This is a genomic window from Arthrobacter sp. HS15c, from assembly GCF_040812005.1.
Taxonomy (GTDB): Bacteria; Actinomycetota; Actinomycetes; order Actinomycetales; family Micrococcaceae; genus Arthrobacter.
In genome coordinates, this window is record NZ_JBFOHM010000006.1 from 155,099 (window position 1) to 180,791 (window position 25,693).

A 25,693-nucleotide genomic window follows, 5' to 3' on the forward strand; every position below is an offset into this window, starting at 1 on the left:
GCTGTGCGTACGGTAGTCAAGTGCCGTACAGGGGGGAAACAGATCCGCAGGGACAGCCTGAACAGCCGGGAATTGACCATGCCCGGCTGCTGGCCGGCGCTGCCGCCCTCCGGCAGTTCTCCCGCCGGGGCTTCCTCTGGGGAACAGGAGCCTCCGCCCTGCTGGCCGGGGATATGCTGGTCACCCGCCGCGTCCAGTCGGAGCGGCGGGTCAACAGGATCCTTGAAGTCCGGGACGACTTCGCCGATGCGTACTACCCCGATGCCAGCTGGTTCCTGTTTCCGGGCTACAAAACCAGCTGGGAAGAAGCGCAGTGGATCCTGAACGCCCTGCGCGGGGCGCTGAACAAGCGCGCCCGGCTGGCCGCCGTCGGCTATTCCAACCAAGGGCTGGACATCGACGAACTGGTGATTGCCGTGATTGAGCATGTGCGGGCGAACAAGCTCACCAAACTGTTCTTCTATGGCCACAGCTTCGGCGGCATGGTGGCCACTCAGGTCGCCGCCCGCCTCCGCGAACTCCATGGCGTGGAGGTGGCGTTCATCCTGCTCGATTCCAGCCCGTACAGCAAGCACGACGTACTGGACCAGAGCTGGTTCGACGGCGTGGTGTTCCTCTACGAGCGTGGTTTCCGTGTTCCGTCCGTGCTGCGCGGCGGGTACGAACTGGGGGAGCGGGTGATCCACAAGGACGAACGGACCTGGCGCCAGATTCTGGACCAGACCCTGGAACAGCTGTCCCCGATCGCCCCCTCCAGCGTGCTCGTGCAGTCGGAGTCCGCCTACATTTACCACTTCGACGGGCTCCGGTTCGTGGAGAAGCTCGGTGGGGCGAAGATGGCGTTCATCGGCAACCCGCGGGACCAGACGGTGCAGTACCAGACAGCCCGGGAGGCGTGGGAGGCTGCCTTCCGTTCCAACATGGTGTCAACAGACCTGCAAACGGAGGGCGCCCGGCCGGCACACGCCAGTCCGGGCTGGAACCCCACCGTCTACCGGCCCATCGTGGACCGACTGATGAACGAGTTCTTCCCTCTTCCCGGCGGGGGATCGAGGGTGACTGTTTTCTAAGCCTGTGTGCTAGATCTGGCTTTTCAGGTCCGCGACGGAGTTGAGCACCTGGTTGGGCCGGAACGGGTACGACGCGATCTCGTCACGCTGCGTGATGCCGCTCAGCACCAGGACCGTATGCAGGCCGGCCTCCATGCCCGCGATGATGTCAGTGTCCATCCGGTCACCGATCATGGCAGTGGTTTCCGAGTGTGCGTCGATCTGGTTCATGGCCGACCGGAACATCATGGGATTCGGCTTGCCCACGATGTACGGTTCCCGTCCGGTGGCCTTGGTGATCAGGGCAGCGATGGCACCGGTCGCAGGCATGGGGCCGTCCTTGGACGGGCCGGTTGCGTCAGGGTTGGTGGCGATGAAGCGGGCTCCGGCGAGGATCAGGCGGATGGCCATGGTGATCGCTTCGAAGGAGTAGGTGCGCGTTTCCCCGAGCACCACAAAGTCCGGGTCCTGGTCGGTGAGGATGAAGCCCGCCTCGTGCAGCGCCGTCGTCAGCCCGGCCTCACCGATGGTGTAGGCGCGGTTTCCGGAACCTGAGCCCTGCACCTGGTCCTTGAGGAACTGCGCGGTGGCCAAGGCCGAGGTCCAGATGTTCTCCTCCGGAACCTCCAGGCCCGACGCACGGAGCCGGGCGGCAAGGTCGCGGGGAGTGAAGATGGAGTTGTTGGTCAGCACCAGGAAGCGCTTGGAGGTGTCCACCCAGCGCTGGATCAGCTCGGCCGCGCCGGGGACAGCCTGGTTTTCGTGGACCAGGACGCCGTCCATGTCCGTCAACCAGCACTCGATCTCCTGCCCGTTTCGGTAAACCGCCGGTGATCCGTTGACCTGGTCTGCTTTTGCCATGTTGTCCTCCAACGCCGATGTGCCTTTTCCGGGCTCCAGTCTGTCATTCTTCGGGCCCCGGAACACGTGAGGCCGAAGAAATGACGGCGGAGCCCGCACGCGCCGGCTGTCCGGCCCATCGGCTAGGCTCGTCATGGCGCCATGGCGCCCATCGGCTGCGGATCGGGGGATGTCCGCTGCGGTGTTGTGCCGGCGTGCGCCGGCTGGTCCCCGACGTCGGAAATCACCGGGCACCGCGGGACCGCAGGATGCCTGCCAGCACCTGAAAGGGACCGCCATGAGCAACAACTACAGTGCGCCACCGCCACCGTCCAGGGATGCGGAGGGCAACCCGCAGGCTCCGTATCCAGGGCAGCAGTACCCCCAGACGCCGCAGCCGGGCCACCAGTACCCGGGCCAATACCCGCAGCAGCCGGCGCCTCAACCCCCGCATAGCAACAAAAAGGCGCTGGTCATCGTTCTCGGCGCCGTCGCCGCCGTCGTGATTGTTGCACTGGTTGCGGTATTCGCCTGGGTGATTCCCACGTTCGCCAAACCGCAGGCAAAGGACACTCCGTCTCCCGGGGTGACGTCCGGGGCAGCAGGGGAAAGCGCCGCGCCGGAAGAATCGGCGGCGCCGTCGGACGATCCCACCGCGGACGACGTGCCGGCCGGCGCGATCCCGCTGCCGCCGGGCTGGGCGGAACTGCAGGGACCCGCAAACATCCCGGCCGAAGGTGACCCGCTCTTCAGCCGGTTTGTCACCGGGGAGTCATCCTTCCAGTACCTTGCCGCCTGGACCGGCGACGAGACCTTCGGGATCACCACAGACCCGACCACGGGCACTCCCATGCAGCAAAAAGCCCAGGGCACCGAGGAACGGGACGGGGACGGCATCGCCCTGGCCTTTGCGTTCTTCGCTGAAGCGGAAGAGGGCAAGCACGGCAAGGAGCCGGAGAAAGTCCAGGCCGCCATCAAGGAGATCGAGGCCAAGTTCACAGCCATGCCCGCGGCCGAAGTGCCGCAGCACCTCGTGGGCCATAAGTGCACCAGCAATTTCACGACGACCACTCCGGAAATCCGGGAGTTCCGCCGGGCGGTGGCCGTGGTGATCGGCTTTGAGTGCCTCAACGCCCGCGGCGAAACCATCAAGGCAGTGAACCTGTTCAGTGTCACCCCGTGGGGAACGCCGCAGATGGTGGGCGTCAGCGGCCACGGGACGTACTGGGATGAACACCCGGGACTGCTGGAGCAGCTCGCCAACTCCTACCGCGCCAACCGCTGGAAGCTCGACGGCTGACCCCGGCTAGAGTTGAGGCGTGACTGACCAGCCCCAGACCCCGCCGCTGCCCGTTCCACCGCCTGAGGAGGAATCCGGGCCAAAGGCGGAGGTCGGCGTCGGACCCTGGGAAGGCGAGCTGCCCGCCGGGGACCACTGGGACCCGGAACTGCTGGCCGACGGGGACCGGCGGAACGTCGTGGACCAGTACCGCTACTGGAAGCATGACGCGATCGTGGCCGACCTCGATTCCAAGCGGCACAACTTCCACATCGCGATCGAAAACTGGCAGCACGATCTCAACATCGGCACCGTGGTGCGGACCGCCAACGCATTCCTCGCCAAGGAAGTCCACATCATCGGACGACGCCGGTGGAACAGGCGCGGGGCCATGGTCACCGACCGCTACCAGCACGTCCGCCACCACCCCACCGTGGAGGACTTCGTCACGTGGGCGCAGGGGGAGGGGCTGGCGATCATCGGCATCGACATCTTCCCGGATTCCGTGCCCCTGGAAACCTACGAACTGCCCAAGGACTGTGTGCTGGTGTTCGGCCAGGAAGGCCCCGGCCTCACACCGGAAGTGCACGAGGCCGCCCTCGCCACCCTGTCCATCGAGCAGTTCGGCTCCACCCGCTCCATCAACGCGGCGTCCGCCGCGGCCATAGCGATGCACGCGTGGGTGCGTCGGCACGTGTTCAACCAGCACGTTTCGTAGCGCCCGGCCGACACCGAGATGGCACTTCACGGCAGTGCCGGTGCCCAACATTGCCGCGAAGTGCCATCTCGTGGAGACGGAGCATGCCAGCCTGTGGATAACCCTCCGAGGAAGGCAGATTTCGGGAAGAATTCGGGCATGCACAGGGCCCCGCTTCCCGAACACCTGACTGCCGGTTCGTTCTCGCTCCGTATGTCCGACAAAGCCGGCGTCACAAGGACGCGTACGGCAGCCAAGGACCTGGCAACTGTTTCCCGGGGTGTCCGCGTCAGCCTGGGATCGGACGCCAAGGGTGGCGCCGCGCTGCGGGCTTACACGGAGCTGGACGACTCGTCGGCCCTGACCCATGTGTCAGCTGCTCGTATCTGGCAGACGGCCCTTGGGTGGCGGCTTGCGGAGGACTGGCGTATCCACCTGGCCAGGCGCGCCGGGTTCAGTATGCCCCGCAGGGTCAATGTGGTGGGTCACCTGTTGAGGTTCCTTCCCGGCGAGCTTGTGGAGTACGACGGCGTCCGGCTCACCTCGCCTGCCAGGACGTGGCTGGACCTGGCCGCCATGGCCTCCGTGGATGACCTCGTCATCGCTGGAGACTCCCTTGTGTGCGCCCACGGCCCGGAGTTCCCGGTTCCGCGCGAACCGCTGTGCACGCTGTCGGAACTGCGGGACATGGTTGCCAAGCATGCCGGGGCACGGGGAATCCGGACGGCGCGGGCGGCTTTGGAGCTGATCCGCGTTGGCTCCGACTCCCAGCCCGAAACCACGATGCGCCTGGCCCTGGTCCGCGCCGGCTTGCCCGAGCCGAAACTGAACCACGTCCTGTGGGGCGTGCACGTCACCCCGGTGGTGTGGCCTGACGCGGCTTACCCGGAATGGCGGATCTCGATCCAATACGATGGTGCCGGCCACGGCGGCGCCGAGCAGTACCAGCGGGATATCCGCCGCCAGTCACTGACAGGCGAGTGCGGCTGGCTTGAGGTGCGTGTGTCCAAAGCTGACCTCGACGGGCCCCGGCCCGCCGTCGTGCCTAAAGTCCGAGCCGCGTTGGAAAGCCGGGGCTGGCGCGCGAGATGACATTTCGCGGCAGTCCCGGCGCCAAACATTGCCGTGAAGTGCCACCTCGGCGCACCCCGGGAGGCAAGTGTTACCGGGTCTGCGTGACCCGAAACACGGCGCCCCGGCAGAAATGGCTAGGATGGTTCCTAGCCGACGAGGTTCACTCCAGGGCCAACCAGCCCGCAGACGAAATTCACTTTAGGAGTCAGCATGCCCATTGCAACCCCAGAGATCTACTCCGAGATGATCGACCGCGCAAAGACGGGCGGCTACGCATTCCCCGCCGTCAACGTCACCTCCTCGCAGACGCTGAACGCGGCCCTGCGCGGCTTTGCCGAGGCAGAGTCCGACGGCATCGTCCAGGTGTCCACCGGCGGTGCCGCCTACTGGTCCGGCGCCTCCACCAAGGACATGGTGGCCGGTTCGCTGGGCTTCGCCGCGTTCGCCCGCGAAGTTGCCAAGAACTACAACGTCAACATCGCCTTGCACACGGACCACTGCCCCAAGGACAAGCTGGACGGTTTTGTCCTTCCGCTGCTGGCAGCTTCGGAGGCCGAGGTCAAGGCTGGCCGCAACCCGATCTTCAATTCCCACATGTGGGATGGTTCGCACGAGCCGCTGAACGAGAACCTGAGCACCGCGCGCGAACTGCTGGAGCGCACCGCCGCCGCGAAGATGATCCTGGAAGTTGAAATCGGCATCGTGGGCGGCGAGGAAGACGGCGTCGAAAATGCCATCAACGACAAGCTGTACACCACGGTCGAGGACGCCCTCGCTACCATCGAAGCCCTCGGCGCAGGCGAGAACGGCCGCTACATCACGGCACTTACCTTCGGTAACGTGCACGGCGTGTACAAGCCGGGCGGCGTGAAGCTGCGCCCGGAGATCCTCAAGGACATCCAGGCCCAGGTCGGCGCCAAGCTCGGCAAGGACAGCCCGTTCGACCTCGTGTTCCACGGCGGCTCCGGCTCCTCCGACCAGGAGATCGCCGACGCCGTTTCCTATGGCGTGATCAAGATGAACATCGACACCGACACCCAGTACGCCTATACGCGTCCGGTGGTGGACCACATGTTCAAGAACTACGACGGCGTGCTGAAGGTCGACGGTGAAGTAGGCAACAAGAAGCTCTACGACCCCCGCGTCTGGGGTGCCTCCGCCGAAGCCGGCCTGGCCGCCCGCGTGGTTGAGGCAACCAAGCAGCTCGGCTCCGCCGGCAAGACGTTCTAGCATGTCCGACGAGTTCCGCAAGAACCTGATGGGCCCTGAGCCCACGCTCCTGCCTGCCGAGACCGACGTCTACGCGCAGCTGGACGCGGGCCAGGAAGCACTGGACCTCGTGGCACAGCACCCCACATCGTCGCTGTTGTGGGCCGTGCTGGCGGAGGAGGCGTGGGCCGAAGGGCGCACCATCGACTCCTACGCCTACTCACGCGTGGGCTACCACCGCGGGCTGGACTCGCTGCGCCGCAACGGCTGGCGCGGCGTCGGCCCCATCCCGTGGGAGCACGAGCCCAACCAGGGCTTCCTGCGCGCGCTCTACTCGCTGGGCCGGGCTTCCTCGGCGATCGGCGAGGCGGACGAGCCGGAACGGATCGAGAAGTTCCTGAACGACTCGGATCCGGCCGCGAAGGCAGCCATCGAAGGCAAATAAGTCCCCACCGCCTCCCTCGCTTCGCTTCGCTCAGCCAGGGAACCCTCGGCGGCGGAGGCCCCTAAGTACGACGGCGGGCGGTCACCTTTTCGAAAAGGTGACCGCCCGCCGTCGTATGCCGTGCTCGGTGCGACCCGGGCTGTTAGCTGGGAACCGTGAGGCCCGTGCGTGCCATGGCGTCGGTGTAGGCCACACGCATTTCCTCGAGGTACTGTTCCTGCCGCGCAGGCGTGCCGGCGAAGGCGCGGCCGCTCAGGGACCGGACCTTGTAGGTCTTGAGGCCGCGGCGCCAGATCATGGGCACCTCGGTCTTCAGGAGCAGGTTGGCCAGGCGGTTGGCTTCGGTGCCGTGTGCCACGATGACCGAGGCGCGGGGGACCAAGGCAAGGAACTTGAGCAGCGGCTTCAGGCCGGAGGATATCTGGTCCGGCGTGAACTTGCCGTTGACCTCGCCCGGGGTGTGCCACGGGTGGACGTTCCACGGCATCACGAACTCCGGTCGCAGGCCCAGCGTCCACTGGATGCCCAGCATGCGGGTGGCGGCGTCGTCGTCGCCGGCGGTGATGAAGCCGGACTTGTCAGCTTCCCCGATGTTTGAGTAGAGGCTGATGATGCGGCACTCGTCCACATCGTGCATCGGGTCAACGTAGGGGACTTCGGTGTGGGGCTTGACGCTCTGCAGGGAATCGCACAGCTCGTTGACGGCGGCAACGTTGGGTTCGTAACGGCGGCTCAAAAGCTGCTCACGGAAAGATTCGGGTGCCAGGGCTGTCATGTAGTGCTATGTCTCCTGCGGGGCTAGGTGCTGCTGCCAATCCGGAAAATGGGCGCGGTGGGGCGCGCCGCAGTCCGGGATGGTTTGAAATGTGGTGGACCGATTCCTGGTCGGTCACTACCAGTCTAGCAAGCCCCGCGAAACGAAACGCCGGGCCGGCCTCAGGCAAATATTGCCGGCGGCTGGCCGCCCATTCACGCCGGGCAGGCCCAGCGAGTGGACGAACCCCTGCATCGGCTAAACTTGGGTGGTAAGAGCCCCGGAACTCTTGCGTTGGCAGGCCGCACCTCGGACCTGGCAAGGCTGGTCCATTCGGGGCATTCTCATGAACGGCGCTGCACCAGGCCTGCCATTTCGGTGGACAGCCTGGCCGGCCCGAACGAATGGGGGAGGATCCCATGCCAGCAATCGTGATCGTAGGAGCCCAGTGGGGCGACGAAGGAAAAGGCAAGGCCACTGACCTTTTGGGCGGCCGCGTCGACTATGTCGTCAAGCCGAACGGCGGAAATAATGCCGGGCACACCGTCGTCGTAGGCGGTGAGAAGTATGAGCTCAAGCTCCTTCCTGCCGGCATCCTCAGCCCCAACGCGGTCCCGATTATCGGCAACGGCTGCGTGGTGAACCTCGAGGCCCTGTTCCAGGAGATCGACGGGCTGGAGGCGCGCGGCGCCGACACCTCGAAACTCCGTGTTTCGGCCAACGCACACCTCGTCGCCCCCTACCACCAGGTGCTGGACAAGGTCACCGAGCGTTTCCTGGGCAGCCGCGCCATCGGCACCACCGGCCGCGGTATCGGCCCGGCCTACATGGACAAGGTGGCCCGCCTGGGCATTCGTGTCCAGGACGTTTTTGACGAATCAATCCTCCGCCAGAAGGTTGAAGGCTCGCTGCGCCAGAAGAACGATCTCCTGGTGAAGATCTACAACCGCCGCAGTGTTGTGGTGGAGGAGATCGTGGAGTACTTCCTCTCCTTCGCCGATCGCCTGCGCCCGCTGGTCATCGACAGCACGCTGGTCCTGAACACGGCCCTGGACGAGGGCAAGGTGGTCCTGATGGAGGGCGGCCAGGCCACCTTCCTGGACGTTGACCACGGCACGTACCCGTTCGTCACGTCCTCCAACCCCACCGCGGGCGGCGCCTCCGTGGGTTCCGGCATCGGCCCCACGCGCATCTCACGCTCCATCGGCATCATCAAGGCGTACACAACACGCGTTGGTGCCGGCCCGTTCCCCACGGAGCTGTTCGACGAGATGGGCATGTACCTGCAGAAGACCGGCGGTGAGTTCGGCGTCAACACCGGCCGTCCCCGCCGCTGCGGCTGGTACGACGCCGTCCTGGCCCGCCACGCTTCCCGCGTCAACGGCTTCACGGACTACTTCGTCACCAAGCTGGACGTCCTGACCGGCATCGAGCAGATCCCCGTCTGCGTGGCTTACGACGTCGACGGTGTGCGCCACGACGAAATGCCCATGACGCAGACCGAGTTCCACCACGCCGTGCCCATCTTCGAATACTTCGAAGGCTGGACCGAGGACATCACCGGCGCGCGCACCCTGGCAGACCTGCCGGAGAACGCCCGCAACTATGTGCTTGCCCTGGAAAAGCTCTCCGGCACGCGGTTCTCGGCCATCGGCGTCGGCCCGGACCGGGACCAGACGATCGTGGTCAACGACCTCATCAACGACTGACGTTTTAGAACGTAACGACGGCGGCGGGTCACCCTGGAGGGTGGCCCGCCGCTTTGTTGTGCCGGGGGTTGAACGCAATTTACACAGGGTTAACCCGGCCGGTCTTGTGAGGCTGCAGACGCTGCCGGGAGACTTGATGTACAAGCTGAACTGATCAACAGATCGTTCGACCAGACCCGTGGGAGACCGGCGCAGAGATGTGTTCCGGACCGTCCGGTGGCGAAGACGTTGCACGGACAGGACCCACAGACCGGAAGGATTTGCCATGGCCGGGAAGTTTGAAGTTTTCTTGGACTCCGATTCGCGATTCAGGTTCCGCCTCACGGCGCCGGACGGCACGGTGATGGCCGTGTCCGAAGCCTATGAGGACAAGTCCGCTATCGCCGCCGGTATCGCCGCGGTGCGTGAGTGCGCCGGAACAGGGCTGGTCACCGATCTCTGCACCGCCGCCAGCGTCAGTGCGCCTGCGCCCGTTGTGGCCCCCGCCAAGGTCCAGCCGGCGTGTGATGACCAGCGGGTCCCTGCCACGAGGGTGCACTCGTTCGCCAATGCCAAGGCGCCCCGCCGGCAGGTCCCATCGCCGCGCTGGACCGGGGCAGCCTAAGGTCCAGAATCGGAGGATCCAGCCCTCGTCACTCGCCTCCAAAAAAGTCTTTTGGTCGGGGCGTAACCCTTCGAGCGCCCCGGGCGATTACCCCTATGAAAGCGCCGGGCTGGAACCTGTCCCCCATCATGTTCCAGCCCGGCTCTTTTTTGCTTCGGCAGGACACAGGAGTGGCACATATCCGGCACCCGAAACGGGCGCCGGCGGGCAGGGTGGCGTGGTTACCCGCAGGGTAGAATTAGTGGGCAAGGGCATTCCGCGGAAGCGTCACTGGCCCTAGACTGAGCAAGCCAAGTCCCCTCCACCGAAGGCCCTACGTCCGTGACCGATGCGCTGACTGACGATGTATTGCGGGCTGGTGCCGGCGATCCGGAACTCTTCAGCCTCGTGTACCGAAGTTATGCGTCACAGGTCCTGGGCTATCTCACAGCCCGCGGTGTTGAAGATCCGGAGGCTGTTATGCAAGATGTTTTCCTCGCGGTCCTGCCGCGGCTGGAGACCGTCACGGGCGGCATGCAGGGCCTGCGCACTTTTATCTTCTCGGTGGCCCACGCCCGGATGGTGGACGACCACCGCCGGCAAAGCCGCACGCCCGCGAAGCTCCCGTTCGACGCCGAGCTGGACCTGCGCGAGGAATCATCCGCCGAAGCCGAAGCCCTTGCGAGGGTCTCGCCGTCGGAGGTCCTGGGCCTGCTCCAGGGGCTACTGGACGAACAGAAGGAAGTACTGACCCTGCGCATTATCGGCGGCCTCACCGTGGACCAGGTTGCCGCGGTCATGGGGAAGAGCCCGGGCGCCGTGAAGCAGCTCCAGCGGCGGGCTTTAAACAGACTCCGCGAGGAAACCTCAGTGAAGGAATATGTGGCGCCATGACTCCTCAAGCCAGCCGTTTGACGGACACCGTGGAGTCGATGCTGCTCGATGCGGGCCAGGAGCAGGACACCGAACTGCGTGCTGCGCTTCTGTCGCTGGGCAGCCTGGCTTCCTTGCCGGTGCCGTCCCCCAATGCACAGCTTGCCGCCCTGCTGGCCTCCCGGCCGGACGAGCTGACCCGCCGGCGCAGGCAGCGCCGGCACCGGAACCGGTCCGCCATCGTGGGCCTTGCCGTCGTAGCGGGGATGGGCCTCGGCGTCACCGGGGTCGCCGCCACCGGGTCCGGTGCGGCGGGGAAGACCAGCCTTTCGGTGCAGCACCTGCTCGAAGACTGGGCTCCGTCGTGGGACGTGTCCGGGCTGCCCGCTGCCGCTCCGGCCATCAGAACGGTCCCGGAACCCGCCCCGGCGGAACCAGGTGCAGGGCGGGACGCCGGTCCGGCGGACGGTCAGCAGCAGTACGTGGCTCAGGAAGTGCCGGGCCAGCCCGCGGCGCCCGACGCCACCGCGGACGATGCTGCTAAGGAAAAACCGGGCGACGGCGGCGCTGACGCCCAGGCAGGATCCGGTTCGCCGGGGGCGTCCGGCGGTGTAAAGCAAGCCAAGGAACAGGGAAAGCTCCCGGAAAGCTCCCCGTCGCAGGAAGTGGAGCGGGCCCCTGAGCCTGTGCGGCAGACGCTGGAGAAAACGGAAAAGCTGCTGGCCGGCGTCGTGCCCGGAAGTGCTGCGTCCAAGGAAGCCGGCAACGGGTCCGGCAAGTCCGGGACCAACAAGAAAGCAGACCCCGGCGCCAAGTGGCTCAAGAAGTTCAGCCGCTAACCGCCTACCGCCCGCAGCCCGTAGGCTTGCCTCATGGGGCACACTAACGATCCTGCAGTCATTGAGCGCCTGATGCGAACCAAAGGGCGGTGGGCCATCGTGGGCCTGACCACCAATGAGTGGCGTGCGGCCTACGATACGTCGCTGTTTATCCGGGACCGGCTCGGCATGGAGATCATCCCCGTCAACCTCCCCGGCGATCCCGTGCACGGCGAACCCGGCTACAGCACCGTTGGTGACATTCCGCCCGAAAAGCAGCCGATCGACGTCGTCGACTGCTTTGTGAATTCGCACAGGGTTGGCGCGGTGGTGGACCAGGCCATTGCGGCAGGTGCCAAGGCTGTATGGCTGCAGCTCGGCGTCATCGACGAAGCTGCGGTGGAGCGTGCCAAGGCAGCCGGCCTCGATGTGGTGATGAACGTCTGCCCCGCCCAGCAGGCGTGGAAGTACAACCTCTGACCCTCCGCGCGTTCAGGTTTTGATCAGGTCCGGGTAGTGCCGCTCGGTCACGTCCGGGTGGGCCCGCATCCGCCCCTTGAGCATGTTCATGCCGAATGATGCGAGCATCGGGTTGGAAGGATCATCCGAGATTCCGCGGGCATTTGCCCTCAGCTCTGGCGGCAGGGGCACGGGGTCAATCACGGCGTCCAGCCGCGGCGACCAGAAGAACGGCACGGAGTAACGGTCGACGCCGGGCGGCGGCGCCTGCACGCGGTGGATCGTCGCGGCGAGGTAGCCTTCGGTGGCAACCTCGAGCATTTCGCCCAGGTTCACCACCAGCGCGCCCGGGATGGGTTCGACGGGGGCCCATTCGGTGGCACCGGGCGGGAGGACCTCCAGGCCGCCGACGCCGTCCTGCAGCAGAAGGGTAACGAACCCGTAGTCGGCGTGCGAGCCCACGCCCTGGTCACCGGCCGCTTCCACCACGCCGCCCACATAGTGCACCAGTTTGCCCATCCAGGCCGGTGTGTCACGGAACGGATCGTCGAAATATTCCTCGGGCAGCTGCAGCGAGACGGCGATGGCGCGCATCAGTTCCATGCCTACCGCGGACATCAGGTCGGCCCAGCCCATGGCGGCCTGCTTCAGCTCCGGCAGTGCTTCGTCCGGCCACTGGTTGTGTCCCTGGAGCAGCCAGTACGGCTGGTCCGCCGGATAATCCGGGACGGGGTCGCGCTCGGGGGAATAGTCAATCTGTTCCCGGGCATCCGCCCGGCCCTGGGTGACCTCTGTGCCCATCCGGGTGTAGCCGCGGAAATGCGGTGAAAGCCGGTTATCGAGCTTCATCCGTTCCTCAAGCGGCAGATCGAAAAAGCGCTTGATGACGGCCAAAAGGTCCTCGGCCTGGCCCGGCGCGGCGCCGTAGCCGGTGAGCTGGAAGAAGCCCACGTTGTGGGTGGCGTTTCGCAACTCTTCAATGAATTCCGGACTAAAGGGACCGTAGGGAAGCCGAGTTGTGCCCAGGTCCAGAACAGGTATGGTCGCCTGGTCATGTGACATGCTCGCAGACTAGCACCGGCGGCTGCCGCTTTGTAGGCTCACTGGATGGACCAAGCTGAACTCCGCGAAATCTGCCTGTCGTTTCCCGGTTCCTTCGAGGATTTTCCCTTCGGACCCGAAACCTCGGTGTTTAAGGTCCGGGCGCATGTTGCCGGCGGCGCCCGGCACGAGGCCAAGATGTTTGCGGCGACGGCGATGGACCCGGACGACTGGTCCGTGAGCCTGAAGTGCGAGCCCGCCCTGGCCGAGCAGCTCCGCGCCGCCCATCCGGAAATCACCGGCGCGTGGCACATGAACAAGACCCACTGGAACGGCGTGCGGCTGGACGGCGCCCTCCCCGACTCGATGGTCCGGGACATGGTGGAGGATTCCTACGACCTGGTGGTGTCGACCCTGAGCCGAAAGCAGCAGGAGCAGCTGGGATGGGCCCGGCTGTCCGGCTCCCAGGGGGCAGCCGTTGACTGAAAAGCGGCTGGCTGCCGGGGAACTCAACTACCCGGGCATCGGCTCCACCGAGCACGGCCGCCCGCCAGAGGGGTATCCCTGCCTCGTGACACAGACGTACCTCGGCGAAGGACCTGCCCTCTACCGCCGGGTGGCGCAAGGAATCCTCGCCTGGGAGCTGCAGCGCCGCTCCGGACTGCGCGTCCGCACCGAGTCCGACGTCGTTGTCCCCGGCGCCCGCGTGGTGAGCGGATTCGGCGTCGGGCCTTTCCGTATTAACGCTCCCTGCGAGGTGGTGTGGGTCCGGCGGCCGGTGCCGGGGGAGGGCCCGCAGTCGGCGGGGTTTGGCTACGGAACCCTGCCCGGGCATCCGGAGCGCGGCGAGGAGGCGTTCGAGGTTGAGATCGACGCCCAGGGGCGGGTGTTCCTGAAGATCACCGCCTTCAGCCGGCACGCCAACTGGTTCTACCAGGCTGGCGGCCTGGTTGCCAGGGCGGCGCAGAGGCACGTCACTTCCCGATACATTGAAGGGGCACACCAACTCGCCGCAGGTGAAAGCTGATCAGGAGAAGGTACATGCTGGACCAAGAGACCCTTGACCGACTATGGAAGCAAAAGGATCCCGAGCTGTCCGAGCAGCGCTTCAGGGACGCCCTTGCCGATCCGGCCTACGACGCCGACGAAAAGGCCGAACTGGCCACCCAGCTGGGACGGGCCATCGGCCTGCAGGGACGCTACGAGGAGGCAGATGAGCTGTTGGACTCGGTGGACGGGGAGGAGGAACCCACCGTCGGGGTGCGGATCCTGCTGGAGCGCGGGCGCGTCCTGAATTCCAGCGGCCACGCCGCCATGGCGGTGCCCCTGTTTGAGCAGGCTGCGGAGCTCGGCGACCACCTGGGCGAGGAGTACCTCGCCGTGGATGCGCTGCATATGCTCGCGATCGCCGACTCCGCCCATGCCGAGCTCTGGACCAAGAGTGCCCTCGAATACGCGTCCACCGCCCACGATCCGCACACACGGCGCTGGATGGTGGCGCTGCACAACAACCTGGGCTGGGCCCTGCACGGCGCCGGCCGCTTCACCGAGGCGCTCGTGGAGTTCCAGCTGGCCGAACAGTGGGCCGAGCGGACCGGAACACCCGCCCAGCAGCAACACGCCCGGGAAGCCATCGAAGCGTGTGAGCTCGCCCTGGCTGCCGGCTGACACAGATCCACCACCCCTCAAAGGAAGGAAAAACCCATGATCTTCATCGTGGTTAAATTCAAGGTCAAGCCCGACTGGTCCGGGCGCTGGCTCGGCCTGGTTGAAGAATTCACCACGGCCACACGGGCGGAACCCGGCAACCTGTGGTTCGACTGGTCCCGCAGTGTGGATGACCCCAACGAGTTTGTGCTGGTGGAGGCCTTCAAGGACGACGCCGCCGGGGACCACGTCAACAGCAGCCACTTCAAGCAGGCCATGGCGGACATGCCCCAGGCTCTGGCCGAAACACCCCGGATCGTCAGCCGCCAGCTCGACGGCGACGGCTGGGACCGGATGGGCGAACTCACCATCTGATGTGGATCGGCTGGATTGAATTCGACATCCTCCTGGGCGACGTCCAGAGCCTGAAGGAGAAACGCTCCATCATCAGGCCGCTGCTGGCGGAGCTCAAGCGGCGCTTCGACGTGTCCGTCGCCGAGGTGGGGGACCATGACCAGTACCGGCGCTCACAGCTGGGCGCCGGCCTGGTGGCAGCCGACCGGGCGCACCTCGTGGAGGTGCTTACCGCCGTCGAACGCTTTGTGGCCGCCCGGCCCGAGCTTGAGCTGCTCAGTTCACGGCAGCGGGATCTCCACAGCGAGGACTAACCCGGTTCGCGCCCAGCCCCTTTAACGCAATTGAGCCTGCCGAAACCGGTTAATTCCGGTCCCGACAGGCTCAATAGGGTTGTAGGTCAGCCGAAGTACTTCGGCAGGGTTGCCTCGTGGGCTTCGCGGAGGGCGTCGAGGGACAGGGTGTCCACGCCGTTGATCTCCAGCTGGTTGCTGTCCGCATCCACCACGCCGATCCGGACGTGGGCGAACCCGCGGGCGGTGCACATGTCCGTGAAGCGGACTTCCTCGGAACGGGGCACGCCCACAATCGCGCGGCCCTGGGTCTCGGAGAACAGCGCCGTGAACAGGTCAACGCCATCGCGGTCCAGGACGTCCTGCAGGGCGATCCGGGCGCCGACGCCGTAGCGCAGTGCCGACTCAACGAGGGCTGCGGCGAGGCCGCCTTCGGAGAGGTCGTGCGCGGAGTCCACCATGCCGTCGCGGGATGCGTTGATCAGGATCTCACCCAGCGCGCGCTCGGCGGCGAGGTCGACCTTCGGCGGGAGTCCACCGAGGTGGCCGCGCATGTTGGCCCATTCGGAACCGTCCAGCTCGGCCGCCGTCGTACCCAGCAGGTAGATGGCCTGGCCATCTTCCTTCCAGCCCGACGGCGTGCGGCGGGCGACGTCGTCGAGCTTGCCCAGAACCGCCACCACGGGGGAGGGGTGGATCGGGGTGGTGCCCGTCTGGTTGTACAGCGACACGTTGCCGCCGGTGACCGGGATGCCCAGCACCATGCAGGCGTCGGACAGGCCGCGGATGGCCTCGGCGAGCTGCCACATAACGTCCGGGTCCTCGGGGGAACCGAAGTTCAGGCAGTCGCTGACGGCCATCGGCACGGCGCCGGAGGTGGCCACGTTGCGGTAGGCCTCGGCCAGCGCCAGCTGTGCGCCGTGGTACGGGTCAAGGTAGGTGTAGCGGCCGTTGGCGTCGGTGGCCAGGGCAACGCCCAGGCCGGTTTCCTCGTCCACGCGGACCACGCCCGCGTCGTCCGGGAACGCCAAAGCCGTGTTGCCGCCGACGTAGCGGTCGTACTGGTTGGTGATCCAGTCCTTGCTGCACATGTTCGGCGAGGCCACGAGTTCGGTGACCGCGGCTGCCAGCTCCGCGGGGGCGGAGGGACGGCCAGCGTCCTGGACTGATCCGGTGAAGGAATCGGCCTGGACCGAATCCTGCCACTCGGGGCGTGCGTACGGGCGGTCGTAGACCGGACCGTCGTGGGCCACAGTGCGCGGGTCGACGTCGACAATGACGACGCCGTCCCAAGTGATGATCAGGCGGCCTGTGTCGGTCACTTCGCCCAGCCAGGAGTACTCCACAGCCCACTTGTCCATCACAGCTTCGAAGGCGGCGATGTTCTCGGGGGTAACCACGGCCATCATGCGTTCCTGCGACTCCGACATCAGGATTTCGCCCGGGGTCAGGGTGGGGTCGCGGAGCAGGACGGAGGTCAGCTCGACCTCCATGCCGCCGTCGCCGTTGGAGGCGAGCTCGGACGTGGCGCAGGAGATGCCCGCGGCGCCGAGGTCCTGGATGCCTTCAACGAGGGAACCCTTGAACAGCTCAAGGCAGCACTCGATCAGGACCTTCTCGGCGAAGGGGTCGCCCACCTGGACGGCGGGGCGCTTGGACGGCTTGGTGTCGTCGAAGGACTCGGAGGCAAGCACCGAGGCGCCGCCGATGCCGTCGCCGCCGGTGCGTGCCCCGAACAGGACCACTTTGTTGCCCTTGCCGGAGGCGTTGGCGAGGCGGATGTCCTCGTGGCGCATAACGCCGACAGCCAGTGCGTTAACCAGCGGGTTGCCCTGGTAGACGGAATCGAACACCATTTCGCCGCCGATGTTGGGCAGGCCCAGGGAGTTTCCGTAGCCGCCGATGCCGGCAACGGCACCGTGCATGACGCGGGCGGTGTCCGGGTGGTCGATGGCGCCGAAGCGCAGGGGGTCCATCACGGCCACCGGGCGGGCGCCCATGGAGATGATGTCGCGGACAATGCCGCCGATGCCGGTGGCGGCACCCTGGTAGGGCTCCACGAACGACGGCGAGTTGTGGGACTCGATCTTGAACGTCACGGCCCAGCCGTCGCCCAGGTTGGTGACGCCGGCGTTTTCGCCGATGCCCACCAGCATGTCCTTTTTCATCTCGTCGGTCACCTTGTCGCCGAACTGGCGCAGGTGGTTCTTTGAGGACTTGTAGGAGCAGTGCTCGCTCCACATAACGGAGTACATGGCCAGCTCGGCGCCGGTGGGGCGGCGGCCCAGGACCTTAACGACCTCGTCGAACTCGTTCTGCTTCAGGCCCAGTTCGGCCCAGGGGAGCTCGGTGTCCGGCGTCTTGGCGGCGTTCTCGACGGTGTCGATGTTGAACTTCTTGGCGGTCTCGACAGGCTCGACCACCGAATTGATCTCGGTCATTTGCTGCCTCCCACAATCTTGTTCAATACGGAGGTGAAGAATCCCAGGCCGTCGGTGTCTGAGCTGCCGAGGCCGTCCAGTGACTGGGGTCCGAAGCCGGCCTCAACGGCGTGCTCCGGGTGCGGCATAAGTCCCACCACGTTGCCGGCGGCGTTGGAGATGCCGGCGATGTCGCGGCGCGAGCCGTTCGGGTTGAAGCCCACGTAGCGGAATACCACGCGGCCTTCGGCTTCGAGCGCGTCCAGGACCTTCTCGTCAGCGATGTACTGGCCATCCTGGTTCTTCAGCGGCACGGTGATTTCCTGGCCTGCCTCGTAGTCCAGGGTCCAGGCGGTGTTGCTGTTTTCAACCCGCAGGACCTGGTCGCGGCACATGAACTTCAGGTGGTCGTTCTTGATCATGGACCCGGGCAGCAGGTGCGACTCGGTCAGGATCTGGAAGCCGTTGCAGATACCCAGCACGGGCAAAGGATTCGAGGACGCGGCGCCCGTTGCTGCCTTAATGATCTCGGACATCAGCGGGGCGAAGCGCGCAATGGCACCGGCGCGCAGGTAGTCGCCGTAGGAGAATCCGCCGGGAATCACGACGGCGTCCACGTCACCGAGGCTGGTGTCGGCGTGCCAGAGCGGCACTGCGGTGCCGCCGGCCAGCCGAACGGCGCGGGCGGCGTCGCGGTCATCAAGCGTGCCGGGGAAGGTGACCACGCCGATCTTCGCGCCCGCGAGGCGCGGCTCAGCGGCGACGGCGATTGCCTCGCCGATCAAGGGAAGTTCAGTCATCTCAGGCCTCGACGACCTCGACGTTGACGACGTCTTCAATCACGGGGTTTGACAGCAGGGTCTCGGCTGCCTCACGGGCCTGGGCCAGGATTGCGTCGGTCACCTCGCCGTCGACGGTCAGTTCAAAGCGCTTGCCCTGGCGGACAGAGCTAAAGCTGGTGAAGCCCAAACGGGGGAGTGCACCCACGATGGCCTTCCCCTGCGGGTCCAGAATCTCGGGCTTGGGCATGACGTCAACAACGATCCGGGGCATCCGGCAACTCCTGTGCGTGAGCATTGGGTAAGGGCGCAGCGGAGTGGTGCCGTCTCACGCCGTTCCGCTGTGTTGAGGGGTGCTTCTTGAACAGTGTGGACGGGCGCTCCGCGAGCTTGCTAGCCCATTCTACCGGGCATGGGGCCGCACTCTCTATTCGGCGGAACGACGGCGGCTCTGGCCCTGCGCGCACACCGTCACTAGGATTGCGGAATGGCTGAGAAATCGAAATCCGTGCTGTTGCCCGTGGTAGCCGTTGCCGTTTTCGCCGGGCTGGGCCGCATGGTCCTGCAGAAGATCAAAGCGGACCGGGCTGCCCGGGAAACCCGCGTGGCAGGTCCCGTCGATGAAAAGACCCGGCAGTGGATCAGTGATGTAGTCCGGACTCCACGCCAGTAGGCGCCAACCTCGCGTGACGTTGCTCAAGCGGCCCCTGAGGGGGCCGCTTTTTTGTGCCCCCGGAAACATCTCCTGCAAAAGAACCTTCCCCTGTGACCTTTCACACCCTACGGTGGTAGGACGTCGTATGTGGCATGTAGAACCTATGGTTCCACCGTCCACTAAACGACTCATCCCGCATCGCCGCCAGCCGGCGCAGTGAAAGGACACTCAACTTGCCACTCATCACCCAACGCAGCAGACATCGATCCCTGGGACGGACAGCAGGAGCGGGCATCGTCGCCCTCGCCTTGCTGGCCGGTCCGGGGATGGCCGCCCAGGCGGCCCCCATTCCCTCCAACAGCCCGACGGCGGGTCCCGGCTCCTTCACGGAGGCAAACCTTGCGGCTGACCGGACGGCCAGCAACTTCTTCTACCGGATCCCGGCGCTCACCTACCTCGGGAACGGAGTGGTGCTGGCCGCCTGGGACGGCCGCCCGGGCAGTTCCGCCGACGCGCCGAACCCCAACTCGATCGTTCAGCGCCGCAGCACCGACGGCGGGCAGACCTGGGGTCCCGTGCAGGTCATCGCCGCAGGCCACCCGGGTGACGCCACCAGCCCGAAGTACGGATACAGCGACCCGTCCTACATCCACGACGCCGAAGCCGGCAAAGTCTTCGCGTTCTTTGTGTACTCCAAGGACCAGGGCTTTGGCGGCAGCCAGTTCGGCAACGACGATGCCGACCGCACCGTGATCTCCTCAGCTGTCATCGAGTCCTCCGACGGCGGCCTCACCTGGAGCCAGCCACGGCTGATCACCAACGTCACCAAGCCCGGCACCAGCAAAACCAGCCCCGCTCCCGGCGATGTGCGGTCCAACTTCGCGTCCTCCGGCGAAGGCATCCAGCTCAGGTACGGTCCCCACGCAGGACGCCTGGTCCAGCAGTACGCCGGCGATGTCCGACAGGCCGATGGCACCAACAGGATCCAGGCGTACAGCGTTTACTCCGATGACCACGGTGCCACGTGGCAGAAGGGCGCCAACGCCGGCGACCGGATGGACGAGAACAAAACCGTTGAACTCTCCGACGGCCGCGTCCTCCTGAACTCCCGCGACAACGCCAACCAGGGCTACCGCAAGGTGGCCATCTCCACCGACGGCGGCGCTACCTACGGCCCGGTCACGCAGGACACCGAACTGCCCGATCCCGCCAACAACGGCGCCATTGCACGGATGTTCCCCAACGCGGCACAGGGGTCAGCGGAAGCCAGGAAGCTGATCTTCACCAACGCAAACTCCAAGACCGGCCGCGAAAACGTCTCCGCCCGGGTCTCCTGCGACGACGGCGCCACCTGGCCGGGCGTGCGCACCATCCGGTCCGGCTTCTCCGCCTACTCCACCGTGACCCGCCTGGACGACGGCAAATTCGGAGTGCTCTACGAGGGCAACTACACGGACAATATGCCGTTCGCGAAGTTCGACGACGCCTGGCTGAACTACGCCTGCGCCCCGCTGTCCGTCCCCGCCGTTACCACGGCTCCCGGTGCCACCTCGCAGGTCGCCGTGACAGTCACCAACCAGGAAACCGCCACGCTCTCCGGCGCCACCGCCACCGTTTATACCCCTGGCGGCTGGTCCGCCGCCACGGTGCCGGTTCCCGACGTCGCCCCCGGCGCCTCAGTCACCGTCAACGTTGCCCTGACGGCTCCGGCGAACGCCAGTGGGCCGCAGAACCTCAACGCGGCATACACGACGGCGGATGGCCGGGTATCGCAGTTCACTTTCACCGCCACCGTGCCGGCGGCCCCGCAGGTGGGGCTGATCGTCACGGGGAGTGCGCCGGCACGCGATGTCGTCGCCAGCCCGTACCAGGTGGGCGAAGTCCTCAGCTATTCATTCACCGTGAAGAGCACCGCGAACGTCACGGCCAACGCCGTGCCTGTTTCCGGGACCTTCGACTCCGGCTTCCTCCCGCCGTCGGCCCCGAACTGCCGGTTCAACAACCTCGCCGCCGGAGCCAGCTACAACTGCACCACCGCCAAGCACGTCATCACGTCAGCGGACGTTGAACGCGGCTATTTCGTGCCCGAGGCGGGCTTCAGCATCACAGCCAGCGCGACGCCGTCGCTCACCAAAGCGGTTCCGTTCACCGGCGCCGCGGTCGCCTTGCGCGACGGCCTTGTGGCGGCCGACATCGGCGGGGCGCGTGCCGACGCCGGGCGTGACCTATCAGCCCAGCCGTACGCGGCAGGCGAGCCCGTCCCGTACACGTTCACGGTGAAGAACACGGGCCCGCTGGTTGAAAAAGTGGTCCCCACCGCGGGCAACTTCACCCCCTTTGTCCCGGAAGGCCCCGGCAACTGCCGGTACGGCACACTGCCGGCGGGCCAGAGTTACCAGTGCACCACTCCGCGCCACACGGTGACCGCCGAAGAAGTTGAACAAGGCTTCTTCGTTCCGGCCACCAACTGGGAAGTCAGCTCAGCAGGCCAGAGCACCAGGAGCTACCAGGTGGACGGCGGCGAAGTGGACCTCAAAGTCCGCGAGCCGAAGCTTGAGGGTACCGTTTCCGCCCAGTGGGAAGACGCCGACGGTGACCGCTTTGCCAGTGCGGGTGATCCCGTCACGTACACCTACACCCTGGGCAACGCGGGAAATGTGGCGCTGTCGGGGCTGGACGCCTCGGACGCTGGAATCACGGAATCCGCGCTGGCCGTTGGCGGCACCGCGACGGCCACGCGTGTCCATGTGCTGACTGCCGCTGACGTCACTGCGGGAAGTCTGGGCGGCGCCACCTTCGCGGCGACGGCACGCAACGGCTCCAAAGAGGTCAGCGTGCGTGTTGAAAGTGACCCGCTGGTGCTGACGGTCCAGCCCGCGCAGCCGGAGGGTGAGCCTGCCCTGGCGGTCCAGGACCTCGACGGCCAAACGGCCCCCTTTGACCTGGGCACTGCGGACAAATACCGCAACGGCCAGAAGGTAACCCTGGAGGGTCTCGCTTACGGCCAGTGGTACTACGTCTACCTCAACAAAATGGCCTACCGGATCGGATGGATCTTCCCCACCACGGCGAACACTGTGGAATTCATCTTGCCGTCCGACGCGCAGAACGGCCGCGACGACGTGGTGGTCCTGGACACAGACGGCCGGCAGGTTTCCTTCGACAGGCTTCAGGTCACACCCAAGGGTGACCGGGGCTAACAGCACCTGACGCATTCATGGCGGCGGCCCGGCGGACACCGCCGGGCCGCTGTCATGACAGCCGGATTGACAGATTTAAGAAAGTCTCTGTGGCTTATGTCATATTCGTCTATCAGTCTGTACTGTTTGAATCGGCTGGTCTCCCTGTATTACAAGATCTGTAATTACGGTTGCCGTCTTCTAGCTGCCACGGGCCGGTCACGTGCCGGACCCGTGCCTCGTGAAAGGTGTAGTCGCTCGTGAAATCAACTGGAAAGAGCCCCGTCCGGGGCGGGGGGCTCCGGAAAGCGACGGCGTTGGCCGTGGGTTTGCCGCTTCTCCTCACTTCAATGGCGTTGAGCCCCGCTACCGCGGTGCCCGTCGAACCAAACACCGTAGTAACCCCCAGGACCGTCAACCCCGCCGATTACCCGACAGGCCGCTACATCGTGGTCCTTGCCGAGAAGCCAGCAGCCACGTACGACGGCGGAACGCCCGGGCTGGCAGCGACGAAACCCCAAAACGGCCGGAAGCTCGACGCGGAACGCCCCGAAGTCCAGCAGTACCAGGCGCACCTCGAGGAAAAACAGAACTCCGTTGCCGGTGCGGAAAGCATCCAGATCAAGCGCAAATACACGGCCGCCATCAACGGCTTCTCGGCCGACCTCACCGCTGAGCAGGCCGTGAAGCTCGCCAAGGATCCTGCCGTGCTGATGGTGGCCCCGGATACGGAGAACGCTCCGGACTACTCCACCACGGACTTCCTCAAACTCAGCGGAGCGAACGGACTCTGGAACACCGCCTTCGGCGGCCAGGACAATGCCGGCAAGGGCGTTGTGGTGGGTGTCATCGACTCCGGATACACGCCGTCGAACCCCTTCTTTGCCGGCAGCGATGTCCAGCCGCTCAGCGGCGAGGCCCAGGTTGGCGTCCCGTACCGCACCGCGGACGGCAAGATCGCCATGCTTAAATCCGACGGCGACACGTTCCTCGGCGAGTGCCAGAAAGGCCAGGGATCCGGGGCGGCCTTTAAGGGGGATGACTGCAACTCCAAGGTGCTGAGTGCACGCTACTTTGCCGACGACTTCCTGAAATACGTGGCGCCCCAGAACCGCGCGCCCGAAGAAGTGATCTCCCCGGTCGACGTCGGGAGCCACGGCACCCACACGGCCAGCACGGCGGCAGGCAACGCCAACGTCCATGCCAACCTTGGCGCCACTGACATGGGCATCACCAGCGGCGTGGCGCCGGCGGCCAAGCTCGCTGTCTATAAAGTCTGCTGGGAGGATGACAACCCGGACACCGGCGGCTGCTACAGCTCGGCCTCCGTGGCGGCCATCAACCAGGCCATCCTCGATGGCGTGGACGTCCTGAACTACTCCATCTCCGGCAGTACCTCCACCACCACCGATCCGGTGTCGCTGGCCTTCCTGTCCGCGGCCTCGGCGGGTATCTTCGTTGCCGCATCCGCCGGAAACTCGGGACCCACCGCGAGCACCGTCAACCACGGCGCGCCCTGGCTGACCACCGTGGCTGCCAGTTCCTTCTCCACCGAACTGCAGGGAACCGTCGAATTCGAGGACGGCAGCAAGTTCCGCGGGGCCAGCCTGATGGCCGCTCCTGTCCCCGCGAGCAATGTGGTTCTCGCTGCGGCCGCCGCGGCAGCCGGCACAGCAAAGCCTGAACTGTGTGCCCCCAACGCACTCGACCCCGCCAAGGTGGCAGGCAAGATCGTTGTGTGCGACCGCGGAGTGGTTGACCGGGTGGCCAAGAGCGCCGAAGTGAAGCGGGCCGGTGGCATCGGGATGATCCTGGTGAACCTGGCCACGTCCTCCGAGGACCTGGACCGACACTCAGTCCCGACAGTCCATGTGAACCCGCCGGCCACGCAGCAGATCAAGGACAAGATCACGGCCAACCCCGCCATCAAGGTTGCATTGGTGAACAAGGACACCACCGGTCTTCCAGTGGCGCCGCAGCCGCAGATTGCCGGGTTCTCGTCCCGCGGCCCGCTGCTTGCTACCGGCTCGGACCTGCTCAAGCCTGATGTGGCTGCGCCCGGTGTTGCCGTGCTTGCAGGCGTGTCTCCCATCGGCTCGGGCGGTGACCAGTTCGGCATGATGTCCGGAACATCGATGGCCGCACCCCACGTCGCGGGCTTCGGTGCGCTGATTCTTACCAAGAACCCCACGTGGTCCCCGGCTACCGTCAAGTCGGCCATGATGACCACGGCCGGTGAGGTCAAGAACGCCGACGGCACCCGCAACGGCGACGTCTTCGCCACCGGTGCCGGCCAGGTGGACGTTGCCAGGGTCCTCGATCCCGGACTGGTCTACGACAACACCGAGGATGACTATTTGAAGTTCATCCAGGGCACGGGCCTTGACCTGGGCATCCCCGGCCTCGGGAGCACCGCGCCGCGGGACATGAACGTCGCCTCGTTCGCGCTGGGTGCACTCACGGGCAAGACCGAGGTCACCCGGACGGTCACTGCTTTGACGCCGGGTGTTTACCGGGCCAAGGCGGACGTTCCGGGCATCAAAGTGACTGTGACGCCGTCGATCCTCAGCTTCAGCGCCGCCGGCGAGAAGCGCACCTTCAAGGTTAAGTTCGAAAACACCAGCGCGGCCCTGGGGCAGTTCGCCATGGGCAGCCTGGTCTGGCAGGGTGCCGGCAAGAACGTGGCGTCCCCCGTGGCCGTGCGCCCGCAGTCGGTGGTGGCCCCGGCAAACCTGGCGTTCACCTCGGCAGGCGGCACGGGCCAGGGTGACATCCCGGTGGTCTCCGGCACCAACGCCCCCGTGAAGATCACCCTGGACGGGCTGTCCAAGGCTGACTCCTCGGCCATTGAACTGGTTCCCGGGCCGCTGGCGCTGGAAACCGACGGGTCCAACTTCGCCAAGGAAGTCACGGTTCCGGCAGGATCGCCATTGGCCAAGTTTTCCGTGTACTCCTCGGATGAAGCGGCCGACTTTGACATGGTGGTCTTCAACCCGGCGGGACAGGCACTCCTCGCCCAGACGGCCTCGGCCAGCGAATCGATTTCGGTTCCCAACCCGGCTGCAGGGGTGTACACGATCTTCGTGAACCTCTACGCAAGTCCGAACGGGCAGCCGACCAAGGCCTCCGTGGACGCCGCCGTGCTGGGGGCCAACGTCGGAAATGCGACCGTGACCCCCAACCCGCTGCGGCTCGGGAACGGCCAAACGGGGACCGTGAAGCTCCAGTGGAAGGACCTCGCTGCAGGCTCCTACATCGGCCGGGTGACGTTCGCCGGCTCAAGCGTGCCCACCTTCGTCTCGGTGGCGGTCACCCCGGGTGGCGCGGTGGTGGTCCCGGATGACGAAACAGCCGGCGACCCGGCTGCTGCGGACAAGAAGGACAAGGCCACGAAGGAAAAGAAGAAGCAGGAAGTCCCGGAATTCTCGGGCAACCGCAACATGGATCTCTAGTCCACCAGCAGTAGACCAGGACGCCGCCGGTTACCTTGGAGCCGGCGGCGTCCTGCTGTGTGGGCAGGGCTGCCGCCCGGCGGC

At 65.9% G+C, this 25,693-nt stretch carries 25 protein-coding genes; 19 read left to right on the forward strand and 6 right to left on the reverse strand.

Annotated features, from left to right (window positions below; translation table 11 throughout):
• Positions 1-20: 20 nt before the first annotated feature.
• On the forward strand, positions 21-1,070 hold the full coding sequence (locus ABV518_RS11605) for an alpha/beta fold hydrolase (protein ID WP_367767238.1): 1,050 nt from the start codon (positions 21-23) through the stop codon (positions 1,068-1,070).
• Positions 1,071-1,079: 9 nt separating this feature from the next.
• Here ABV518_RS11605 and ABV518_RS11610 read toward each other — a convergent pair whose 3' ends face one another.
• On the reverse strand, positions 1,080-1,910 hold the full coding sequence (locus ABV518_RS11610) for an HAD-IIA family hydrolase (RefSeq protein ID WP_367767239.1): 831 nt from the start codon (positions 1,908-1,910) through the stop codon (positions 1,080-1,082).
• 277 nt (positions 1,911-2,187) lie between these two features.
• Between ABV518_RS11610 and ABV518_RS11615 the strand changes: the two genes are divergently transcribed.
• From ABV518_RS11615 to ABV518_RS11635, 5 genes are all read left to right on the forward strand, one after another.
• Complete coding sequence (locus tag ABV518_RS11615; protein WP_367767240.1) at positions 2,188-3,189, forward strand: hypothetical protein; 1,002 nt, start codon at positions 2,188-2,190, stop codon at positions 3,187-3,189.
• A 46-nt stretch (positions 3,190-3,235) separates the two neighbouring features.
• Positions 3,236-3,886, forward strand: a complete 651-nt coding sequence (locus ABV518_RS11620; RefSeq protein ID WP_367767416.1) for a TrmH family RNA methyltransferase — start codon at positions 3,236-3,238, stop codon at positions 3,884-3,886.
• A gap of 138 nt (positions 3,887-4,024) precedes the next feature.
• The gene (locus ABV518_RS11625) at positions 4,025-4,957 is read left to right on the forward strand and encodes a hypothetical protein (protein WP_367767241.1); all 933 of its coding nucleotides are present in this window, start codon (positions 4,025-4,027) and stop codon (positions 4,955-4,957) included.
• 192 nt (positions 4,958-5,149) lie between these two features.
• Positions 5,150-6,169 carry a class II fructose-bisphosphate aldolase gene (fbaA, locus tag ABV518_RS11630; protein ID WP_367767242.1) on the forward strand — a complete coding sequence of 340 codons (1,020 nt, stop codon included), beginning with the start codon at positions 5,150-5,152 and terminating at the stop codon, positions 6,167-6,169.
• Between the two features lies 1 nt (position 6,170).
• Positions 6,171-6,593 carry a DUF3151 domain-containing protein gene (locus ABV518_RS11635; protein WP_367767243.1) on the forward strand — a complete coding sequence of 141 codons (423 nt, stop codon included), beginning with the start codon at positions 6,171-6,173 and terminating at the stop codon, positions 6,591-6,593.
• A gap of 142 nt (positions 6,594-6,735) precedes the next feature.
• Here ABV518_RS11635 and ABV518_RS11640 read toward each other — a convergent pair whose 3' ends face one another.
• On the reverse strand, positions 6,736-7,368 hold the full coding sequence (locus ABV518_RS11640) for a uracil-DNA glycosylase (protein WP_367767244.1): 633 nt from the start codon (positions 7,366-7,368) through the stop codon (positions 6,736-6,738).
• Between the two features lie 398 nt (positions 7,369-7,766).
• Between ABV518_RS11640 and ABV518_RS11645 the strand changes: the two genes are divergently transcribed.
• The 5 genes from ABV518_RS11645 (at position 7,767) to ABV518_RS11665 (ending at position 11,810) form a co-directional block, all read left to right on the forward strand.
• Positions 7,767-9,056 (forward strand): adenylosuccinate synthase, encoded by a 1,290-nt coding sequence (locus ABV518_RS11645; RefSeq protein WP_131133463.1) that lies wholly within the window; start codon positions 7,767-7,769, stop codon positions 9,054-9,056.
• A 265-nt stretch (positions 9,057-9,321) separates the two neighbouring features.
• The gene (locus ABV518_RS11650; protein WP_367767245.1) at positions 9,322-9,660 is read left to right on the forward strand and encodes a YegP family protein; all 339 of its coding nucleotides are present in this window, start codon (positions 9,322-9,324) and stop codon (positions 9,658-9,660) included.
• 321 nt (positions 9,661-9,981) lie between these two features.
• The gene (locus tag ABV518_RS11655; protein WP_367767246.1) at positions 9,982-10,533 is read left to right on the forward strand and encodes an RNA polymerase sigma factor; all 552 of its coding nucleotides are present in this window, start codon (positions 9,982-9,984) and stop codon (positions 10,531-10,533) included.
• Complete coding sequence (locus ABV518_RS11660) at positions 10,530-11,351, forward strand: hypothetical protein (RefSeq protein WP_367767247.1); 822 nt, start codon at positions 10,530-10,532, stop codon at positions 11,349-11,351. The genes ABV518_RS11655 and ABV518_RS11660 overlap by 4 nt, the downstream gene beginning before the upstream one ends.
• Positions 11,352-11,384: 33 nt before the next feature.
• Complete coding sequence (locus ABV518_RS11665) at positions 11,385-11,810, forward strand: CoA-binding protein (RefSeq protein ID WP_367767248.1); 426 nt, start codon at positions 11,385-11,387, stop codon at positions 11,808-11,810.
• Positions 11,811-11,822: 12 nt separating this feature from the next.
• Here the strand turns inward: ABV518_RS11665 and ABV518_RS11670 are convergent, their stop codons facing one another.
• Positions 11,823-12,851, reverse strand: a complete 1,029-nt coding sequence (locus ABV518_RS11670) for an isopenicillin N synthase family dioxygenase (protein ID WP_367767249.1) — start codon at positions 12,849-12,851, stop codon at positions 11,823-11,825.
• Between the two features lie 45 nt (positions 12,852-12,896).
• Here ABV518_RS11670 and ABV518_RS11675 point away from each other — a divergent pair, with 45 nt between their 5' ends.
• The 5 genes from ABV518_RS11675 to ABV518_RS11695 are packed head-to-tail and all read left to right on the forward strand — an operon-like array spanning position 12,897 to position 15,145.
• The gene (locus ABV518_RS11675) at positions 12,897-13,316 is read left to right on the forward strand and encodes an MmcQ/YjbR family DNA-binding protein (RefSeq protein WP_367767250.1); all 420 of its coding nucleotides are present in this window, start codon (positions 12,897-12,899) and stop codon (positions 13,314-13,316) included.
• Complete coding sequence (locus tag ABV518_RS11680; RefSeq protein ID WP_367767251.1) at positions 13,309-13,857, forward strand: DUF1990 family protein; 549 nt, start codon at positions 13,309-13,311, stop codon at positions 13,855-13,857. Before ABV518_RS11675 ends, ABV518_RS11680 begins: the two co-directional genes overlap by 8 nt.
• A 14-nt stretch (positions 13,858-13,871) precedes the next feature.
• A complete protein-coding gene (locus ABV518_RS11685; protein WP_367767252.1) occupies positions 13,872-14,498 on the forward strand; it encodes a hypothetical protein in 627 nt (208 codons plus the stop codon).
• A 36-nt stretch (positions 14,499-14,534) separates the two neighbouring features.
• Entirely contained in the window at positions 14,535-14,852 is a 318-nt protein-coding gene (locus ABV518_RS11690; RefSeq protein WP_367767253.1) for a putative quinol monooxygenase, read from the forward strand.
• Complete coding sequence (locus ABV518_RS11695; protein ID WP_367767254.1) at positions 14,852-15,145, forward strand: DUF503 domain-containing protein; 294 nt, start codon at positions 14,852-14,854, stop codon at positions 15,143-15,145. The genes ABV518_RS11690 and ABV518_RS11695 overlap by 1 nt, the downstream gene beginning before the upstream one ends.
• An 86-nt stretch (positions 15,146-15,231) precedes the next feature.
• Here the strand turns inward: ABV518_RS11695 and purL are convergent, their stop codons facing one another.
• The 3 genes from purL to purS are packed head-to-tail and all read right to left on the reverse strand — an operon-like array spanning position 15,232 to position 18,597.
• On the reverse strand, positions 15,232-17,565 hold the full coding sequence (purL, locus tag ABV518_RS11700) for a phosphoribosylformylglycinamidine synthase subunit PurL (RefSeq protein ID WP_367767255.1): 2,334 nt from the start codon (positions 17,563-17,565) through the stop codon (positions 15,232-15,234).
• A complete protein-coding gene (gene purQ / locus ABV518_RS11705; RefSeq protein ID WP_367767256.1) occupies positions 17,562-18,344 on the reverse strand; it encodes a phosphoribosylformylglycinamidine synthase subunit PurQ in 783 nt (260 codons plus the stop codon). Before purQ ends, purL begins: the two co-directional genes overlap by 4 nt.
• Position 18,345: 1 nt before the next feature.
• Positions 18,346-18,597, reverse strand: a complete 252-nt coding sequence (gene purS, locus ABV518_RS11710) for a phosphoribosylformylglycinamidine synthase subunit PurS (RefSeq protein WP_056631212.1) — start codon at positions 18,595-18,597, stop codon at positions 18,346-18,348.
• A 213-nt stretch (positions 18,598-18,810) separates the two neighbouring features.
• Here purS and ABV518_RS11715 point away from each other — a divergent pair, with 213 nt between their 5' ends.
• From ABV518_RS11715 to ABV518_RS11725, 3 genes are all read left to right on the forward strand, one after another.
• Positions 18,811-18,996, forward strand: coding sequence for a hypothetical protein (locus ABV518_RS11715; RefSeq protein ID WP_131133476.1), 186 nt, complete (start codon positions 18,811-18,813; stop codon positions 18,994-18,996).
• Between the two features lie 308 nt (positions 18,997-19,304).
• On the forward strand, positions 19,305-22,178 hold the full coding sequence (locus ABV518_RS11720; RefSeq protein ID WP_367767417.1) for an exo-alpha-sialidase: 2,874 nt from the start codon (positions 19,305-19,307) through the stop codon (positions 22,176-22,178).
• Between the two features lie 329 nt (positions 22,179-22,507).
• On the forward strand, positions 22,508-25,609 hold the full coding sequence (locus ABV518_RS11725; protein WP_367767257.1) for a S8 family serine peptidase: 3,102 nt from the start codon (positions 22,508-22,510) through the stop codon (positions 25,607-25,609).
• Positions 25,610-25,693 lie beyond the last annotated feature (84 nt).